This is a genomic window from Vibrio sp. D431a (assembly GCF_030248655.1).
GTDB lineage: Bacteria > Pseudomonadota > Gammaproteobacteria > Enterobacterales > Vibrionaceae > Vibrio > Vibrio alginolyticus.
Genome location: NZ_JAHGAP010000057.1, coordinates 1 through 19,031, shown reverse-complemented (window position 1 = coordinate 19,031; position 19,031 = coordinate 1). Strand labels below are relative to the sequence as shown.

15 protein-coding genes are annotated in these 19,031 nt (G+C 46.1%); 8 read left to right on the top strand and 7 right to left on the bottom strand.

All coding sequences use genetic code 11. The annotated features are described in order from the left end of the window. Positions 1-17: 17 nt before the first annotated feature. A complete protein-coding gene (locus KJB35_RS27190) occupies positions 18-1,991 on the top strand; it encodes an acetoacetate--CoA ligase (protein ID WP_285356394.1) in 1,974 nt (657 codons plus the stop codon). A gap of 149 nt (positions 1,992-2,140) precedes the next feature. On the opposite strand, the gene KJB35_RS27185 is transcribed toward KJB35_RS27190, so the two are convergent. Then, entirely contained in the window at positions 2,141-2,716 is a 576-nt protein-coding gene (locus tag KJB35_RS27185) for a class I SAM-dependent methyltransferase (RefSeq protein WP_017821100.1), read from the bottom strand. 171 nt (positions 2,717-2,887) lie between these two features. On the opposite strand from KJB35_RS27185, the gene KJB35_RS27180 reads away from it, so the two are divergent. Next, entirely contained in the window at positions 2,888-3,766 is an 879-nt protein-coding gene (locus tag KJB35_RS27180) for a LysR family transcriptional regulator (RefSeq protein WP_005375568.1), read from the top strand. A gap of 176 nt (positions 3,767-3,942) precedes the next feature. Then, complete coding sequence (locus KJB35_RS27175) at positions 3,943-4,836, top strand: cation diffusion facilitator family transporter (RefSeq protein WP_053303754.1); 894 nt, start codon at positions 3,943-3,945, stop codon at positions 4,834-4,836. A 151-nt stretch (positions 4,837-4,987) separates the two neighbouring features. Here KJB35_RS27175 and yddG read toward each other — a convergent pair whose 3' ends face one another. After that, on the bottom strand, positions 4,988-5,890 hold the full coding sequence (gene yddG / locus KJB35_RS27170; RefSeq protein ID WP_005389394.1) for an aromatic amino acid DMT transporter YddG: 903 nt from the start codon (positions 5,888-5,890) through the stop codon (positions 4,988-4,990). A 120-nt stretch (positions 5,891-6,010) separates the two neighbouring features. Between yddG and KJB35_RS27165 the strand changes: the two genes are divergently transcribed. The 4 genes from KJB35_RS27165 to KJB35_RS27150 all read left to right on the top strand — a co-directional run bounded on the left by KJB35_RS27165 (position 6,011) and on the right by KJB35_RS27150 (position 9,531). Continuing rightward, positions 6,011-6,160: a hypothetical protein gene (locus KJB35_RS27165; RefSeq protein ID WP_017634379.1), complete on the top strand. Its 150-nt coding sequence runs from the start codon at positions 6,011-6,013 to the stop codon at positions 6,158-6,160. 12 nt (positions 6,161-6,172) lie between these two features. Continuing rightward, positions 6,173-6,823, top strand: a complete 651-nt coding sequence (gene elbB / locus KJB35_RS27160) for an isoprenoid biosynthesis glyoxalase ElbB (protein WP_017634378.1) — start codon at positions 6,173-6,175, stop codon at positions 6,821-6,823. A gap of 333 nt (positions 6,824-7,156) precedes the next feature. Beyond that, positions 7,157-8,305 carry an L-threonine dehydrogenase gene (yiaY, locus tag KJB35_RS27155; protein ID WP_005388247.1) on the top strand — a complete coding sequence of 383 codons (1,149 nt, stop codon included), beginning with the start codon at positions 7,157-7,159 and terminating at the stop codon, positions 8,303-8,305. A gap of 149 nt (positions 8,306-8,454) precedes the next feature. Further along, entirely contained in the window at positions 8,455-9,531 is a 1,077-nt protein-coding gene (locus KJB35_RS27150) for a PQQ-dependent sugar dehydrogenase (protein ID WP_285356391.1), read from the top strand. 28 nt (positions 9,532-9,559) lie between these two features. On the opposite strand, the gene KJB35_RS27145 is transcribed toward KJB35_RS27150, so the two are convergent. Continuing rightward, positions 9,560-10,555 (bottom strand): S66 peptidase family protein, encoded by a 996-nt coding sequence (locus KJB35_RS27145; protein WP_203345655.1) that lies wholly within the window; start codon positions 10,553-10,555, stop codon positions 9,560-9,562. A 124-nt stretch (positions 10,556-10,679) separates the two neighbouring features. Between KJB35_RS27145 and KJB35_RS27140 the strand changes: the two genes are divergently transcribed. Beyond that, a complete protein-coding gene (locus KJB35_RS27140; RefSeq protein WP_005388252.1) occupies positions 10,680-11,294 on the top strand; it encodes an HAD family hydrolase in 615 nt (204 codons plus the stop codon). Positions 11,295-11,402: 108 nt separating this feature from the next. Here the strand turns inward: KJB35_RS27140 and KJB35_RS27135 are convergent, their stop codons facing one another. The 4 genes from KJB35_RS27135 to KJB35_RS27120 all read right to left on the bottom strand — a co-directional run. Continuing rightward, positions 11,403-11,882 carry a Dps family protein gene (locus tag KJB35_RS27135; RefSeq protein WP_005388254.1) on the bottom strand — a complete coding sequence of 160 codons (480 nt, stop codon included), beginning with the start codon at positions 11,880-11,882 and terminating at the stop codon, positions 11,403-11,405. A 300-nt stretch (positions 11,883-12,182) separates the two neighbouring features. Beyond that, complete coding sequence (locus KJB35_RS27130; RefSeq protein ID WP_203345654.1) at positions 12,183-14,183, bottom strand: methyl-accepting chemotaxis protein; 2,001 nt, start codon at positions 14,181-14,183, stop codon at positions 12,183-12,185. 121 nt (positions 14,184-14,304) lie between these two features. Further along, positions 14,305-14,658, bottom strand: a complete 354-nt coding sequence (locus KJB35_RS27125) for a hypothetical protein (RefSeq protein WP_262584444.1) — start codon at positions 14,656-14,658, stop codon at positions 14,305-14,307. A gap of 430 nt (positions 14,659-15,088) precedes the next feature. Continuing rightward, positions 15,089-19,031, bottom strand: a 3,943-nt coding sequence (locus KJB35_RS27120; protein ID WP_285469874.1) for a tandem-95 repeat protein, incomplete at its 5' end; no start/stop codon positions are given.

Genomic DNA, 19,031 nt, shown 5'->3' with positions numbered 1-19,031 from the left:
TTGTTATAGAGGGACCTATGCGCGAGAGCAGCAAAGTATGGCAACCGAGCGAAAGTCGTATCGAAGAAGCCAACATTACACAGTTTATTGAACACATTAATCGACAAGGAAATACCCTTGAAAGCTTCGCTGATCTGCATCAATGGTCACTCGATCATGTAGAAAAATTTTGGCAGGAAGTTTGGCTATTCTGCGACGTCATTGGCACTCAGGGAGAGACCATAAAAGAGCGAGCAGAAAGTCGCTGGCAGCAACCTGTTGAAAATAGGGATATAAAATGGTTCCCAAACGCGCAAATTAACTACGCCGAAAATTTGCTAACCTACGCGTGTCACCAACCCGATGATCTCGCGATTTGGTTTGAAAATGAACGTGAAGAAAAACAGACCTACACCTGGAAACAATTGTGCGAAGAAGTTTCGAGTGTGCAGCAATGGTTGAAAGAATGTGGAATTAAGCAAGGTGATGTCGTCGCTGGTTATTTACCTCACCTACCTCAAACGGTAATAGCTATGCTAGCAACCACCAGTTTAGGGGCGACCTGGACTTCCACCTCACCTGATTTTGGCGTCGAAAGCGTTTTGGAGCGCTTTGGTCAAGTGAAACCCAAAATCCTGTTTACTTGTGATGGCTATACATTCAATGGCAAAACTTTCGATATGTCTAAGAAAAACCAGCATATTGCGGATCATCTTGATGGTCTTAAACAAGTTTGCCAAATTAGCTACCTTAAACCACACATTTTTGAATGCGATGTCTGCACCCAAGATTGGCAAAATGTCCTGAATCAATACACCCCCGAAGCGCTGACTTTTACTCGTGTGAATTTTAACGATCCGCTATTTGTGCTCTATTCTTCAGGCACAACAGGCAAACCGAAATGCATCGTTCATTCCGTCGGCGGAACGGTGCTTAATCACTTGAAAGAGCATCAATTGCATTGCGATATCCAACCGAACGACCGAGTGTTTTATTACACGACCTGCGGTTGGATGATGTGGAACTGGCACGTTTCTTCACTCGCGAGCGGTGCATGTTTGGTGATTTTTGATGGTAGCCCTGTTTACCCCACTCATAATGTGCTCTGGGACCTCGCAGAACGAGCCGAAGTGACGCTGTTTGGAACCTCAGCAAAATACCTAGAGGCGCTGGAAAAAGCACCTTTTTCTCCGCAGAAAAGTGATGCATTTCCAAGTCTGAAAACCATTTGCTCAACGGGCTCTGTTCTGTATCCAGAACAGTTTGATTATGTCTATCAGCGCATTAAAGAAGATGTACACCTCGCCTCGATTTCTGGCGGAACAGACATTTGTGGCTGCTTTGTATTGGGCAACCCTATTTCTCCCGTTTATCGGGGAGAGTGCCAATCAGCAGGGTTAGGGGTCGATGTCCGAGTCTTTAACCCACAAGGTAATAGCGTAATGGGAGCGCGCGGTGAGTTGGTTTGCGCCAATTCATTACCCAACTTCCCTGCTGGCTTTTGGAACGACACCGGTGAGAGATATCATCGTGCTTATTGGGATAAATTCGACAATATTTGGCACCACGGCGATGATGTTGAACAGACCAGCGTTGGGGGATACGTGTTTTATGGTCGAAGTGATACCACGTTGAATCCCGGTGGCGTAAGAATCGGCACGGCCGAAATCTATCAGCAAGTGAACTGTATAGACGGTATTCTAGATTCGATCGCAGTAGGAAAAGAAGTCGATCGCAACGAACAAATATGGCTGTTTGTCCAATTAGTCAAAGGGGTAGAGCTCAATGACGAGATGATCGCTTCCATCAAAGCACAGCTAAAGTCTGCATGTTCTCCAAGGCATGTACCTAGTGCGATTTACGCAATAAGCGATATACCTAAGACACGCTCAGGAAAGCTGGTCGAGTTAGCCGTTAAGCAAGTCGTTAACAACCGAAACGTCGAAAATTTAGGCGCAATAGCCAACCCTGAAGTGCTGGAGGAGATACGCAGGATAGTCGTCTCAAAATAACCTCCGAAGACTTAGTTGTTCGAGTATGTCCTTGCCTGCACCACGACGACTTGTTTAGAGCAAGTGAAGTTACATATACCCTCAGCAGATAAGAAAAAAGCGAGCTTGTTAGCTCGCTTTTGTCATTTTGTGTTCTTTATTCAGCAGTATTAGCGACGACCAAGCCCCATTAATACCGACATTGTTTTACCATCAGATGTAATGTCAAAAACGTGTTGCGATTCAACTTCAGTAAAACCCGCTTCTTTCAGTGCACGCTCAGACTTCGCAAGGGTAAAACCGTCTTGTTCACATTCTGCAATCCAATCAAAATGAACAAAATAGCCGCCGTGGTTAAGTAGAGAATGTGAGATCGTTAATGACGCGTCTAAGTCTTCCACGAACGCTAAAACTGATGATGCAACCACCAAGTCGAACTGTCCACGAAACGCAGGGTGCTGAGCAACCAAGCCGCGAGATAATGCATCTACCACAGGTTCTACGTTGACGAGCTCTTTTTTATCGAGTTCCTCAATCATGGCTTCCGATGCGTCTAATGCTACGATGTCTTTAACCATCGGTGACAATCGTTGACTTAACTGCCCTGTTCCGCATCCAAAATCTAGTACTTTAATGCCATCAAGCTGAGTTAGCTGTTGTAACTGCTCAAACACCGACTGCGCAAATTGCTCTGTTGCTGGATTTGATTCCCAGTTTTTTGCTAAGCCGTCCCAATCTTGTGCCATCGTGGCCTCCATGTTCACTTTTTGTAACCCACATAGATTACCGCAAAACCGTTAAAAGACCATAGACTTATCTGGCGGATTCGCGTTTTTTTCGATAATCTTTCATGGCTTTGGGAGCGCATCTGCATAATACCCAAATTATTTGAATTCATTTATTGGTTGTGTCAAATCATGAACTTAACTCAAGTAGAAGCCTTCTGCACCATCGCTGAGTGTGGTTCTGTTTCTGAAGCGGCAAGGCAACTCGACTGCAATCGTACCAAACTCAGTATGTCGATTAAGGCATTAGAGAAAGATCTCGACGTTGAATTGTTTAACCGAACTGGCAACCAGCTCACCCTCTCTGAAGCTGGGAAAGCCATTTACAAAGATTGCGAACACCTACTTATCATCGCACAACGGGTCAGAAAGACCTGCGCTCAAATCTCGGAAGGGTTTAACGCGGAAGTTTGGGTAGCACGTGACGACTCCTTACCTGATGATCTCTGGCAAGAATTATCTCATACATTGAATAACCGCTTTCCTTCAACAACCTTCAACTTAATCTTGGCATCCAGTGGCGACTTAGCCAACTTGGTCAGTACCCACCAAGTAGATTTTGCTTTCGGCGTTGATTATGAGCGAGTAGACGATCCTCGTATCGTATATAACCCATTAGGCAAGATACGTATGATGTCAGTATGCAGTGTAGAACACCGCCTAAGTAAGATGCGCCGTGTCTCAGACGAAGATCTACGTAGTCAGATGCAAGCACTAATGGTGTACCTAAATGAGAAAGACAACCCTGAACTGCAACCTTTCTCGACTCGATATATTGGTTTTTCGAGTTTTGACTACATGCTGAACACCATCTTAGAAGAAGACGCTTGGGGCGTGCTTCCAGAACCATTAATCCGCCATTACCTTCGTCAGCAGAAGCTCGCCGTTATCAAACACACATACGGATTGACGCAAGAAGACTACTGTATGTTTTCACCTAACGGCCATACTGAGCATCCAGCAATGACGTGGTTAGCAGATAAATTGAGCGAGTATTTATTTGACTTCTAAACATTTTATCAGTGAGCGTCAATTTTACTGACACCAAAAAATCACAGTAAGCCATTGTTTTATAGGGATATAAATAAAAACGCAATTTTTTAGATTAGTTACTGGTCACTTTGTGGTTGCCTAAATTACCTTATGAGCGAAGAATAGTAAGGTATTAAAATTCAAAGGCATCTTTTATGTGTGACAGGACAAGCAAAAACGAAAACCGTATTCTAACCATTTCAGCCCTTTTGGCATCTGGGTTCGCTGCTGGTGGTATGGTACTTGGCTTGCTTGTAGGATCAATTGTCATCGTGTTTGACGGTGTTTACTCTTTGGTCAGCTTACTGTTAACTTTATTGTCACTGGCCGCTTCTTACTATATTAACAAGCCTTCAAAATCTGTATTCCCATTTGGAAAAGCGGTCTTAGAACCAATCGTTATTGCGATAAAAGCAGCCGTCATTTTAGTGGTTGTAAGCTTCTCTCTCTACTCTGCGATATCAGCATTGATGTCTGGAGGTCGCGAGGTCGATGCTTCTATTGCGACCTTATTCGGCATCGTGAATGTTATCGGTTGTGGTTACGCTTGGTGGTTTATGGCGAAACGCAGCCGCCGCTTCTCATCAGGCTTGATTGAAGCGGAGAAAAAACAGTGGCAAATGGATACTTTGTTGAGTGTGGCGGTGACCGTAGGATTTATCTCGGCTTGGGCTGTTTCACTAACGCCATTCTCTGAGTATGCGGTATATGCCGACCCCATGATGATGGTTTTAATGGGCTTTTACTTCCTCAAAGTACCGTTCGATATGCTAGTAGGTGCCTTACGTGAACTACTAATGATGGCACCAAGCAAAGAGCTGTGTCAGAGCGTTGGCAAAGATGTTCTTGAGATTGAAAAAGTAACTGAGCATCAATTGAAACTGGCTGGCGTAACGAAGGTGGGCCAAGAGCTACGAGTAAATGTGGACGTACATATTGATGACGACACATTGGAGCTTGATACACTAGAGCACACTCGTAAGCAGCTTATCAAGCGACTGTCGAAGCACAGATTCAAGCTTCAACTACACTTGAACGTCGCTTATTAGAGTGCCACCAAAGAGCCGTTAAAACTCAATAAAAAGCTCCCAATCTCGGGAGCTTTTTTAATTTTTTCGATTTAGTTTCTTCGTATTCGAATACAGCTCGCAAGGGAGATCTGTTCGTTGCTCACTTAAATTCTCTGATCTCGTTGGTAACTTACCCAGCCGCTTCGCGCTTCTCTTTGGTGACTAACCAACACATCAGCGAGCCCACTGTTACCATCACAACGCCCTGCCAAAAGCTATGGCTCAGAGTTACGCCAAGAATAATGGAAGAAAATAAAGCGGAAAAAATGGGTGTGAAGTAAGACAAGGTGGCGAGAAAAACCATATTGCCGCCAACGATCGCGATATTCCATAAACCATAACCACCAGCCATTAAAGCCGCAGAGGCCACTAAGTACCCCATCGCTTCCCAACTGAATGTCATTGGTGGCTCATCCGTAAACGCGTATTTGACCCAAAGCGAAACAGCTGTTGCAATAAAAAACAGGGTAATCGCATTATGTTTAGATTGCTGCCTTTGGGTTAAGTTGCAATAAAAAGCCCATATAACCGCGCCAGCGAAAGCCATAAAATACACCAGAGGGTTACTACTAACATTGGACATGATCTGAGTTATGGATAAGCCATTCTCACCGCTCACAGTCCAAGCAACCCCAACAAACGCCAGCGTAACTGCGGGATAAAGCAACCAGTTTGTTTTTTTATTGCTGCCAAGGACCGCAAATAAAACCGTCAGTGCGGGCCAAAGGTAATTGACAATCGACACCTCAATTGCCTGCGCGCGCGAGTTGGAATATCCCAAAGATAGAGCGAGAAATATTTCATAACAGACGAACATCGCACCACCAAGCGCAAGATACTTGGGAGAAAAGTAAGACAACTTTGGAATACCGACCACGATAAGAAGGAAAACAGAGCTAAGAGAGTACAACATGGCTGCCCCGCCTACAGGACCTAAACTCTCCGTAACCAACCTCGCGATGCCAAGCAGACAACTCCAAGAGAGAATCGCGATACAACCATAAAGTGTGAAACGAAATTGCACTGATTTCATGTGACCTACCACTCACGAATGCCAAAGGAAACGTCAGCTTAACTCAAAAACGATCAGGTTCAACGTACTGTTTTATAAAAATCAGTATAAAAATCATTCTATTAAGCCGTTGGAGTCGATATGAAACATTTTCTGCCCTCTAGTGTTATGCTTACACCCTTTGTTGTGCGCTACTATGATGAAGATGACAACGAGAGTGAAAACGTTAAAACACATTCGGAAACGCATGGTCTAGATAGCGAAGAGCAATCTAAGGAACGTTCAGAGTAAAGGAATCCAAACATGAAAAAAGTCGCAGTCATTTTAAGTGGTTCAGGCGTTTACGACGGTTCTGAGATCCACGAAGCAGTGTTGGCGCTCTACGCCATCGAGAAGGCAGGTGCAACTTGGCACTGCTTTGCACCTAACATTGACCAACTCCACGTCATCAATCACCTAACTGGTGACGAAATGGATGAAACACGTAACGTATTGATCGAATCAGCTCGTATTGCACGCGGAAATATTGACGATGTCGCCAAACTTAACGTCGATGAATACGATGCCCTACTGCTTCCAGGTGGGTTTGGTGCCGCGAAAAACTTAACCGACTTCGCTGTTTCGGGTGCGGAGTGCTCCATTAACACACACGTAGCTCAAGCTTGTCGCGCGTTTGCTAATGCGAAAAAACCAGCTGGCTATCTGTGTATTTCTCCTGTCATTATTCCGATGATTTATGAGCAAGGCGTGAAAGGAACGGTAGGCAACGATGAGGCAGTCTCAATAGCATTTAATCAAATGGGCGGTGAACACACCACGTGCCCTGTCGAAGACATCGTTTTTGATGAAAAACACCTCGTACTTTCAACCCCTGCTTACATGTTGGCAGAGAATATCTCTCAAGCGGCTTCAGGTATCGAAAAGTTAGTATCAAAACTGATTAAAATAGCGTAATTATTAGTAGTTAGCTTATAAAACACTTCCCTATCCCCATTGATAATTAAGTTATTAATGGGGATTTTTTATACTTTAGTCGAATTTAGAGATATATCCGCGTCAGAAGTCAATTTCTGCCAATCGTTTGCGTCCATAGTTTCATATTTGTTCTACTTTATATCAGTGTTGCACTTATACGCAGTGCAACAAGATCACTGTCACAGTTTTTCTCTTGCAAGTACCTCTAAGTGGGTAAACTTGCTTTAGATCAACTTCAATCTGGAAACGAATGTGCGACAGTAAATGGCAAATTAAGAAAGATTATTAAAAATAACGACGGAGCTATCCAATATGACAAGTGCATTTTTTATCCCTACGGTAAACCTAATGGGCGCTGGTTGTTTGAAAGACGCAGCAGACAGCATCCAATCTCAAGGCTTTAAAAAAGGTTTGATCGTTACGGATAAGATCCTTAACCAAATCGGTGTAGTCAAACAAGTTCAAGACCTTCTCACTGAGCGCGATGTAGCAACCGTTGTGTTTGATGGCACTCAACCAAATCCAACTATCAGCAACGTTAACGACGGCTTAGCACTTCTTACTGATAACGAATGTGACTTCGTTATCTCTCTAGGCGGCGGTTCACCACACGACTGTGCGAAAGGTATCGCGCTTGTTGCTTCTAACGGCGGCAAAATCGCAGATTACGAAGGCGTAGACCAATCTGCAAAACCAATGATGCCACTTATCGCGATCAACACGACGGCGGGTACTGCATCTGAAATGACGCGTTTCTGCATCATCACTGACGAAGAGCGTCACATTAAGATGGCTATCGTTGATAAGCACACAACACCGCTTATCTCGGTAAACGATCCAGAGCTAATGCTCGCTAAACCTGCTTCGCTAACTGCGGCAACAGGTATGGATGCCCTAACTCACGCGATTGAAGCTTACGTATCTATCGCGGCAACACCAATCACTGATGCAGTAGCAATCAAAGCGATTGAGCTTATCCAAGCTTACCTACGCACAGCAGTGAAAAACGGTGAAGATCTAGAAGCTCGTGAACAAATGGCATACGCACAGTTCATGGCGGGTATGGCGTTCAACAACGCTTCTCTAGGTTACGTACACGCAATGGCACACCAGCTAGGTGGTTTCTACGACCTTCCACACGGTGTTTGTAACGCGATTCTTCTACCTCACGTACAGCGTTACAACGCGCAAGTATGTCCTGAGCGTCTACGTGACGTAGCAAAAGCAATGGGCGTAAACGTAGAGGGCATGTCTGCTGAAGAAGGTGCAGCGGCAGCAATCGACGCTATCGTTACTCTAGCGAAAGATGTGGGTATCCCAGCAGGTATTAAAGAGCTTGGTGCGAAACTAGAAGACATCCCAACACTAGCAGACAACGCACTGAAAGACGCTTGTGGTTTCACTAACCCTAAACAAGCAACTCACGAAGAAATCTCTAAGATCTTCGAAGAAGCGATGTAATCTCGCTACATAAACAATTCTCTAGCCTTAATTCAATCCCCGATCTCGTATCGGGGATTTTTTACATTCATATACAAGTGAATCTCTGCCAAACATAGTCTTTTAGTGTTAGCTTTTAAGTATTAACACGATTCATATTGGAAGGAACCATGAGAACGATTGCTGCCACCCTACTCGCTTGTTTATCCTTTTCTGCCAACACTGCCGAATACCGCGCCAACGAAGTGGCGAGTGGATTTCAGATCCCTTGGGGGATCGAGTTCTTAGATAATCAACGCGTTATCGTCAATCAAAAGAACGGTACGGTTTCGTTGCTGGATATCACCACAGGCAAACCTCAAAAGCTGTTTAACGTCCCCGATGTGAACACCAGTGGACAAGCCGGCTTATTGGATGTTGCGCTCGCACCGAATGCCGATACGCAAAACCCGCAACTCTTCTTTACCTACAGCAAGCGTACGAGCAAAGGCAATACGGTGGCGTTAGCGACGGCGCAATTGCAAAACAATCAGCTTGTAGGTTGGAAAGATCTCTTTGTTGCTGATGCCTTCACCGATACAGGTCGCCACTACGGCAGTCGAATTTCATTTGTAGACGATAAAGTTTACTTCTCAATCGGTGACCGTGGCGAACGTGATAATGGACAAGACACTCAAACCCATGCTGGCAGTATTCTACGCCTTAACCTTGATGGTTCGGTTCCGCAAGACAACCCATTCAAACCTTCCGAAGCTCGTCATGAGATATGGAGTTACGGGCACCGTAACCCACAAGGTATGTTTTACGACGAAGCAACAAAACAGCTGTGGTCGATTGAACATGGACCACGGGGTGGCGATGAAATTAATCTAATCAAGAAAGGCGCGAACTACGGCTGGGCAAAAGTCTCTCATGGTAAAGAGTATTGGGGTCCGTTGGACGTCGGGGAAGCTAAGTCGTTACCGGGAATGGAAGATCCAAAACTGGTATACATCCCTTCTATCGCACCAAGTAACATGATTTTGTACCGTGGCGATAAGTACCCTGAATTGGACGGAAAAATCCTCGCCGGTGCATTGAAACTGGCGCACATCAACGTAGTTTCTATTGAGAATGGCAAGCTCACCGAATCAAAAAGATTGATGGAGAATCTTGGTGAGCGAGTAAGAGATATAACCATCAGCCCCGATGGTTATATCTACTTTTCTACCGACAGCGGCAAAATCTTTCGTCTTGAGGAGAAATAGTTTTCTCTTAAGAGCTAGTCAGACAAAGCTAGCTCTTTAAACTCACTGCCACCGTTTCATTGTCAAAGTCGAGCGTCATGGTCGAGCCCAATGGAACGGTGAGCATTGGGTGGGTATGACAGCTGTCAAAGTCATACAAAATTGGCAGTGGTTGACCGTTAAGTACTTCTAATAACACGTCTATAGGTGCTCGTCCGGTGCCTTTATCGTTGAACTTTTCATGCTTGCCAAGAACAACTGCACTGACTTTTTCAAACACGCCAGAAAGCTTGAGCAGCGCAAAAGAGCGTTCGACCGTTTCAATACCCTGCAAGCAATCTTCCACCAGCAAAATATCGCCTTGTTCGATACTCGGCATAAACTTGCTTGCCCAGATGCCTGTCATGGTATTGAGGTTGCCGCCAATCAAGCGTCCGGTGATCTTGCCTTCGCCTTTAAAGTGCCACTGGTTCGCTAGCGTGTGCTTTGCGCGGTCTTGCTCGCCCCACTCTATCCATTCATCTGTCCAACCTTGAGGCATTGTGTATTGATGCGCCAATCCATCTAACGTATTCACAATCGACTCAAACGAAGCGAAGGTCTCGTCCACCAGTGGCGGGAATTCACCCAGAGATGCCACTAAAGCGGGACCATAGAAAGTAACGATGCCGGTTTGTGCATAAATGCCCATGAGTAGAGCCGTCACATCCGAATAGCCAACAATGATCTTGGGATCTTTCTTCAATGCCTCGTAATCAATGTAAGGCAGCAATGAGTTACTGTTGTAACCGCCAATGGTCGACATAATACAGCGCACTTCAGGATCACGAATCAGCGTATTCAATTCTTCTACTCGCTCTTGAATCGAACCCGAGCGATATTGGTCAGTTTTGCCCGTTAAGATACCTGCTTTTAGCTGGTAACCATGGGATTCCACATACGCTTTGGCACGCTCAAAACGCGCTGGCGCAAATACCGTGGCTGGAGAGGATGGCGAGAAAAAGCCGATGGTGTCGCCTTTTTGTAATGGTTTAGGAATGATCATGCGCGTCCTTGTTTTGTGATACATGGTTGATTTATTTTCGTACAATCTAAGCAGAAGAATCTAAACTTAACAATAACCTTTTGTTTTTTAAAACGATAGTTCGGTTAAGTTGTACGAGGTCATTATGATTCCATTCCCTTTACAGCTCGATAAAATTAAAGCCGTGGTGTTTGATTTAGACAACACCTTGGTGAGTTCTGATATGAACTTCGGCGAATTGCGACAACAGCTAGGTTGTCCGCAGAGTGAAGATCTATTGGATTTTGTCGACGCACTTGAGCACCCTCATCATCGAGAGCACGCTCATAACGTGATATTTGATTACGAGATTTCTGATGCTGAGCAGTCTGCTCCAATGATTGGCTGCCATGAGTTGCTCGCCCACTTGCATCAAAATGAAATCAAAACCGCTATCGTGACACGCAACTGCCAAATCGCCACGCAGCGCAAACTAGAGCACAACCAAATCTCTGTGGAGCGAGTCATCACTCGTGAATGCTTCCCGCCCAAGCCAGACCCATTGTCTTTGCAGGTGTTGGCGAAAGAGTGGCGTTTGATGCCTGATGAAGTGCTTTATGTCGGCGATTACCTTTACGACTTGCAGGCAGCGTATAACGCGCAGATGCCCTCTTGCCTTGTTCATCACGGTAATCAAGAAACCTTCAATGATTCAGCCTCATTGGCGCTTAATGAACTCAGTGATTTATTGAGCCGTTTCGAATCCTTACCACGCAAATAAAGCACACATATAAAATACGCAAACAAAAAAAGGGGCACCAACGTGCCCCTTATGACTTATTCCCGATTGTTTCATGCGTTCCCAAGGATTACTTGGGTGATGCGCCACTTAGCCTTGTAGGTAAGCGTTAAGCATCCACATTAATTTTTCTTGCTCACGGATGTAGTCGCCCATCAATGCCGCTGTACCTTCGTCATCTGCTTCACCCGCGTTTTGTAGAATCTCACGCTGTTTTAGAAGTAGAACGCTAAAGCCTTGAACCAGACCTTGTACACACTCCTCACCAGAAGTCGCGTTTTGATGTTCTTTAATTTCACTTGCTTCCAAGTAGTTGCTGAATGCGTGCGCTGGCGTGTGACCCAGAGTTAGAATACGCTCTGCAAGCTCATCGATTTTTGTTTGTAGATCCGTGTAGATCTCTTCAAATTTTACGTGCAGTTCGAAGAATTGCGCACCTTTAATGTTCCAGTGGTAACCGCGAGAGTTCATGTACAACACTTGGTAATGCGCTAGCAGTTGATTTAACTGTTGAGCTAGTTGTGCTGATTGTTCGCTGTCTAGACCAATTAGGCTTACTTGTTTGTTCATAATCTTGCTCCTAGAAGGATGATACCAATCGTAGTAACGAACGATTCTCTTACCGGGATTGGTATAAAGTTTAAAAATTCTTTTGCAGTATTTGCTGCCGATGGAGTCATATTACGACTCCGGCTCGGTAAAGAAAATTTGGTTTTAGCTATGATTTAAATAGCTAAATCCAATGAGCAAGTAGACGAATATCGGCGTATCATCCAACAAAAAGCCCCAACCCTTTTTGTGTAAAAAGGATTGGGGCTTTTTTACTATTTGGTTAACGTTCAAAAGTAGATGAACAGACGTAAACCTTAACTACGCCGTTTTAAAAGTTGCCATCTGTTGATTCAGCTCGGTAACTTGCTCTTTTACTTGCAATGATGTCTCTGATGCGCGTTGGCTGTTATTCGAAACCTCATCCACTGATTGAGTAATACCGGACATCAATCCAGTGATCGAATTGGTCGCATGAGATTGCTGCTCTGCCGCTGCCGCAAGTTCTGCCATTTGTTCATTCAAAGAACCAATTTGCTCGGTCGTGACAAGCAAACGAGTTACCGCTTTTTCAATGTGCTCAGCGCCCTGCCCCGCAAGTGATTGGCTGTGTTCTATCTCCTCAACCACCGAATTGGTCGAGCGTTGAATCGCATTGATAATGCCGTTTATTTCTGTCGTCGATTGAGTAGTGCGCGTCGCTAACATGCGTACTTCGTCCGCCACAACCGCAAAGCCTCGTCCTTGGTCACCCGCACGCGCTGCTTCTATCGCGGCATTCAATGCCAGTAAGTTAGTTTGTTCTGCTAAGCCTTCAATCACTTCCGTCACTCGACCAATGGCTTCGCTCTCTTTGCTTAACTGCGTCACTTGCGTGCTCGCGGCTTCAATGCTGCCATGTAAGCTTTCCATGGTGACTTTGTTTTGCTCTAGTGCATCGCGACCTTGTTCAATCTCGCCTTTTGAATCAGAAAGCTTCTGCACCGATTGATTGGCTTGATCTAGGGTGTTACGCGCGGCTAAAGCGATTTCATCCAATTGGCTTCCCATTTCAACAATGCTGGTCTGTTGCTGTTCAACATTCGATGAAGTGACTTGCGCCGATTCCAATAAAGCCCCCATGCTGGTATCCACTTGGTGCGCTTTCTCACTCACCCCTGCCACGATGCTCGCTAACGATTGGTTCATGCGGTTAATCGAATCGGTAAGGTCTGCCAATTCATCTTTCCCAACAACGGTGAGCGGAGGCTGAGAAACGTCCCCTGAAGCGATCGTCTTTGCACGCTCCGATAAGTTTTTCACTCGGCGACCAATGGTGTTGCCCATGTATTTTGAAATCGCTACTGCGGCAAACAAAACTAATGCTGCTGCAATCAACATAGTGGTCAGTACGTTCTTGATCGACTGATTAATACCCTGTCCACTTTGATCAGCACGACTTTGCTGAGCCAATACAATCGTTTCTAAACTTTGGTCTAGTGCATCCGCTGCTGGCAACAGTTCATTCGCCATTAACAAGTTTGATTCGTTCCATTCTGGCGATTGACGCAATGCAATCACCTGCTCTGCTAAAGGAAAGTACAGTTGCTGCATTTCTTTAAACAGTGACCACAGTGATTGGTCGTTATCGGTAAGTCTGTCGAGTTTGCTGTCGATTTCCGCCACGGACTGATTGTGGTACTTAATCAAGTCGTGGTATTTGTCCAAATGCTCTTGCTGCCCGTACAACAGGAAATCTCGCAAAGCAGACAGTGCATTGGCAAGGGAGGTATAACTGTCGGCGTAGACTTTAAACAAACGCTTTCTGTCTCCACCAAATGGATTTCCCGACTCTTCATTGATTAAGCTTTGAAGCTGGTCAAGTGCCACTTCTGCAATGGGTGCCGCTTCGTTAATAAAGAGGTTGTGTGCGGGTAAGTTCTCATCACTGTGGCTAAGTTCAATCAGCTTGTTCAAAGAGACTTTTACCGCGTCCCACTGGCTTTGGATCGCTTGAAAATCCTGTTCAGAGATCAACACCTGCAACGTCGGAAGTGACTCGTCTGTAGATGCCATGATATTGCGTACGTCCTCACTCAGACGTGCACTCGCCTCTTCATCGCCACCTAGCAACATGTAGGCTCGAATCGAGGACAGCGACGCTTGAACGGACTGTTGGATACCGCGACTGGTGTCGACGGTCGGTAAATCGGATTTAAGTAACGAAGAGGCGTATTGCTCTACGGTAGTGACGTTGCGATACGTGAATACCGCTGATGCCATAAAAAGTACGGCTAGCAGCACAAAACTGAGCTGCAACTTCCCTGATATCGTAAGGTTCATCCATAAACTCCTGACAACGATGAGCCTTAAATATAACGATGTTTACAAAAATGTTAAATACGGGTATCAAAAGTTACTAAGAAAACCATGTAAACCACTATTTCAAGCCAAGAAATGGGACTTATTCGAAGTATGGTATGCGCTCACTACGTAAAATCAGATAATTAACGTAAGTGGTTTCTAAGCAGTCTTGCTCCCACAACGAGAGAATCCGCTTGGTGGCAAAGTAGTAATCTTTATTACGCAGTAGCACGCCCACCGTACGGCTGAGCTGCTCAAAGCGCTGTTGCTCATTAGCAGAGATGTAATTGTCTTCATTCTGAATGATGGGCGCCAATCCATCAGCAAACCAATTGTTCAGAATTTCACGCATCTCAAGCTCTGACTCCGGCACATCGATACTCGACAACTCTCGATGCTGTGGTGGTTGCACTATGTACTTCGATGCTTTTGGCGAACTGACATAACGGTACATGTCGCTCCTCCTTGTAAATGACTCTTATACCCAAGTGACTTCAAGATGCAGGATTCAGAGCGTTGTCATTGATTCGGGGTCAAGGAAAACAACGCAGCGTAATAGTCAGCTCTTTCCAAGTTGTTTGACACAGAAACCGAGTCAATGACACGCTCCCGAAGGGCGAGCTGTCTTGGTTTGTATACTTTGTTGTCGATTCTTGATTTAGACCCACTAGACCTTTAAATCGCCGCCGCGTCTACAAACCAAGCCATTCTCGCTGAACCTAACATCTCGAGGTTACTTGGGTATAAACTAGCTAAGAATACTTTTTTCAATTTCCAAGTTTTTTTCTAGAGCTCATAGAAAGAAGACCAACAAAAAGCCATGCAAGTAGAACCTGCATGGCTTTGGTCCGGGCTGCAATGACACTGCCCTCGTCTAGGACTGGTTACATTGAGCTTTGATCGAAATCGTTGCCTTGGTCAGTACCCGTTTGAGTATCCGAGTCGAAGCTGCCAGAGTCATCCGTGAAGTCAACACCTTGATCTTGACTTCCCGCACTTGTCCAGTCGCTGCCGCCAGATTCCATACCCGCCATGTCTGGTTGCTGATCTTGAGCAGAACCTTGCATGGTGTATTGATCATCGACTTCAACTTCAACTGTGCCACTCGCACCTTCTACTGCGCTGCCCAATTCGTCGTAACCTTGGAATTGGATTTCGCTCGTACCTTCGTAACCTTCTGGTAAGTCAACCGATACTGGTTGGTTCAGGTTGCCACTTAATGTGAAGCTGCCATCGCCATTATCCAGTGCGTTGCTTACTGATGCACCATCAGGTAGACCGGACATTTCTGCATAATCCACCGATTCGTTACCACTGACCTCATCTGGAACCGAGATAGAAATGGTATCGCCTGGTGCTGCAGTCACATCAGCTGCGCTCTCCTCTTCACTGTCTGCACCGTTTGCTGCTTGCTCTTCAGGCTGTTGCGCTTCGCCAACTTGCTGCTCTGATGATGCTTGAGCAGTTTGAATTTGTGGCTCGTCACTTTGCGCTGAATCGTCCGCAACTTGGATGCTCAGATTCTGAGTCGATACTTCACCATTGTCGTTGACCTGAACATCCATAGCCAAATTGCCATCGAAGTCATCGTTCGGCCAGTATGTCCACTCTTCATCACCTGATTTCGCGAAGAAACCTGCATCGTTTGCATCGGCGACATCCAACACTTCTGCTGAAGGGCTAATGCCAAGCTCATCAATCAACTGTGCTTCCGTTAGTGTTAGTGAACCATCATCAGCCAGTGCGTAGCCTTCACTGGTTGTGGTTTCACCTTCACCTTGGATGTCGACATTAAAGAAACTCTCAATGCGGTTTTCACCGTCAGTGGCAATAAAGCCAACTTGAACATCTCCGGTGTAGCCTTCTGCTGGTGTGAATTGGTAGTTACCTTGGTTATCGGTCTCTATCACACCTTGACCTTCCATTAGGCTCACTGACTCAATGCTCAAGCTGTCGCCTTCTGCATCGCTCAAGGTCGATAGCATGTCATCATTGGTGAACGACAAGGTGCCATCCGCTGCCATTTCTGTGGTAGAAATGCTGTCGATTTCTGGAGAAGCATTCTCTTGTGGTGCATCTTCTTTCACGACCACACCTGTTTGCTCATCATGCAGCACACCGTCTTTATCAATCACGTAAGCGATATCCGCTTCACCAGTAAAGCCAGGTGCTGGATTGAATGTCCATGTGCCATCACCGTTATCGACAATTTCACCTTGGCTGCGATCAGCTAGGTGAACGAATTTCACTTCATCACCCGCGTCAGCGTCTACGTTTTCTGCCAATCCGATTAGGTCATCTGCGGTTAGGATAACAGGTTCACCCGCTAGGGTTTCGAAGTCACCTGAATCGATGCCATCTTCGAACTCTTCTGGCTCGTCACCATAATCCACCGTTGTTGCGGTCACGGTTACGAAGAACTCGCCATTAAAGTCAGCCGGAGGCGTCATTTGCAGGTCTGAAATATCCCACTCGTTCAAATCGATGTATTGACCCGGTTCCGTAATGGTAATGGTGTTCACACCATCCGTAACTTCGAAGCCAACAGGGAAACCAGTCATCACTAGGTTACTTAACGTTTCTGAATCGTCGATTAGACCGACATTCAAGCCTAGGTGACCTGTTTCGTCCTCACCGAAGACTAACGGACCATCATGGTCGGTTGTGATGACTGCGCCATCGGCAACAGGGCGAACAAACACTGGTACATCAAGTACCGTCTCAAACTCACCGTCACTTACCACAACTTGCAAGTCAGAAACCCCTGCAAAATCGCCAGTCGGTGTGAATGTCCAAGTACCGTCACCGTTGTCCGTTACCTCACCACCACCTTCACCTTCTGCGGTGATAATGCGTGATACGACTAGGTTTTCAGTGTCGATATCGCCGAACAAGTTCATCAAGTCGCCAGCGTCGAAGGTGAATGCGCCATCCTCGTCGGTTGCCATAAAGGCATTACCCACATTGAATGGAGCATCGTTGACTGGAATAACATCCACATTCAACGAGCCTTCAACCACTTCTTCACCATCCGTCGCGGTGTAGCCCAGTTCCACCAAACCATTGAAGTCTTGAGTGGTCACCAAGTGGTACATACCATCTGGCTGCTGGGTTAATGTCGCGTTTGCAGGAGCACGAACCGTGATGCTTTCTACGCTGATTTCGTCACCATCAAGATCCGTAACTTGATCAGCGATGTAAGCTGGGTCAATCACCATGACCACATCTTCTTCGCCTTGCATCTGGATGGTTGGCGCTTCTGGTGCATCGTTAACCGCTTCGACGTTTAGATTGCCTTCAACCGGCGTAACTAAATCACCATCGCTGACACCGAACGACAATGGCACATCACCGTTGAAGTTCTCCGCAGGAGTGAATGACCAAGTACCATCACCGTTGTCTAGCAAGTCACCGTATTGCTCATCAATCACTAGGTCGACAGCAGACAATTCGTCGTAGGTGTTGTCGATGTCTGTCGCGTTAGCAAGCAACATGTCCTGCGTGATAAGAATGGTGGTATCTTCGGTGCCAGCAATATTCACTGGCGTTGATTGCGGCGCATCGTTAATTGGGTTCACCGTTAGGTCAACGCCCACTTCCACGCTCGCACCATCGTTGTCAATCAAGTCGAAGCTTAGGTCGATATCGCCATTGAAGTTCGCATCAGGCGTAATCGTAAAGCTACCATCTTGGTTCTCAACAACGGTTGCATTGGCAACCGCGGTTAAGTTCACCGCTTCTAGATTATCGCTGTCTACGTCACCCGCTTGAGCCAGTAACTGCTCTTGACTCAATGTGATTGAACCGTCTTCATCGACGCTGTATGCCAAATCGCCAGATACCGGAGCATCGTTGACTGGCAATACATCAATGTTCGCGTTGGTTGTCGCAGTTGCACCGTCTTCATCAGCCACTACTACGTCTAGGCTTACGCCACCGTTGAAGTTTTCATTTGGTGCGAAGCTATAAGTGCCATCGTCATTCGCCGTTAGAATGCCGTCGCTACCACTGTAAGAGACGCTTTCTAGGCTCACGTCGCCTTCCACATCGCTTGATTGCGCTAGCAGTTGCTCTTCCGTGAAGATAATGACTTCGTCTTCATTGACAGAGTAACTTGTCGCACCTGCGATTGGTGGATCGTTCACCTCAAGAACGGTAATACCCGCAGTGGTTGAGTCTGCCGCACCCTCTTCATCGACAACTACAACGTCTAGGCTAACCTCGCCATTGAAGTTCTCGTTTGGAGAGAAGGTATACGTACCATCGCCATTGTCTTGGAAGACGCCATCATTGCCACTGTAAGTCACACTACTGATGTCTACGTCGCCTTCAATATCCGACGAATTAGCCAGTAGTTGCTCGTCACTGATGGTGATCGAGTTGTCTTCATGTACGGTGTAAGACGTGCTGCCCGCCACAGGTGGATCGTTCTCCGGCGTCACACTCACATCGATATTCGCGGTCACGGTATCCGTGCCATCAGAAACATCGAAGGTAAAGTTCACATCACCATTGAAGTTCTCGTTTGGAGCAAAGCTGTAGGTCCCATCACCGTTATCGGTTAGGACACCATCAGCGCCAGTGTAAGTGACACCTTCTACCGATAGGTCATCACCATCGATATCCGTTGCGCCATCAAGCAGATCTTGGTCAGTGAAGGTCAACACACCATCTTCACCAATAGTGAACGCTTGATCTTCTGGCTGCGGTAAGTCATTAACTGGGTTAACCGTTAGGTCAGCCGTTGCAACGATAGTATCGCTGCCATCGTTGATATCGAACGTGATATCAATGTCGCCATTGAAGTTCGCGTCAGGCGTAATGGTA

Excerpts from the sequence above, each read along its gene's own strand:
- KJB35_RS27190 (WP_285356394.1), top strand. The coding sequence starts at position 18 with ATGCGCGAGAGCAGCAAAGTATGGCAACCGAGCGAAAGTCGTATCGAA.
- KJB35_RS27135 (WP_005388254.1), bottom strand. The coding sequence starts at position 11,882 with ATGAACAAACAAGTAAGCCTAATTGGTCTAGACAGCGAACAATCAGCA.
- yiaY (WP_005388247.1), top strand. The coding sequence starts at position 7,157 with ATGACAAGTGCATTTTTTATCCCTACGGTAAACCTAATGGGCGCTGGT.
- KJB35_RS27185 (WP_017821100.1), bottom strand. The coding sequence starts at position 2,716 with ATGGCACAAGATTGGGACGGCTTAGCAAAAAACTGGGAATCAAATCCA.
- KJB35_RS27145 (WP_203345655.1), bottom strand. The coding sequence starts at position 10,555 with ATGATCATTCCTAAACCATTACAAAAAGGCGACACCATCGGCTTTTTC.
- KJB35_RS27165 (WP_017634379.1), top strand. The coding sequence starts at position 6,011 with ATGAAACATTTTCTGCCCTCTAGTGTTATGCTTACACCCTTTGTTGTG.
- KJB35_RS27180 (WP_005375568.1), top strand. The coding sequence starts at position 2,888 with ATGAACTTAACTCAAGTAGAAGCCTTCTGCACCATCGCTGAGTGTGGT.
- KJB35_RS27150 (WP_285356391.1), top strand. The coding sequence starts at position 8,455 with ATGAGAACGATTGCTGCCACCCTACTCGCTTGTTTATCCTTTTCTGCC.
- KJB35_RS27140 (WP_005388252.1), top strand. The coding sequence starts at position 10,680 with ATGATTCCATTCCCTTTACAGCTCGATAAAATTAAAGCCGTGGTGTTT.
- KJB35_RS27175 (WP_053303754.1), top strand. The coding sequence starts at position 3,943 with ATGTGTGACAGGACAAGCAAAAACGAAAACCGTATTCTAACCATTTCA.
- KJB35_RS27125 (WP_262584444.1), bottom strand. The coding sequence starts at position 14,658 with ATGTACCGTTATGTCAGTTCGCCAAAAGCATCGAAGTACATAGTGCAA.
- elbB (WP_017634378.1), top strand. The coding sequence starts at position 6,173 with ATGAAAAAAGTCGCAGTCATTTTAAGTGGTTCAGGCGTTTACGACGGT.
- yddG (WP_005389394.1), bottom strand. The coding sequence starts at position 5,890 with ATGAAATCAGTGCAATTTCGTTTCACACTTTATGGTTGTATCGCGATT.
- KJB35_RS27130 (WP_203345654.1), bottom strand. The coding sequence starts at position 14,183 with ATGAACCTTACGATATCAGGGAAGTTGCAGCTCAGTTTTGTGCTGCTA.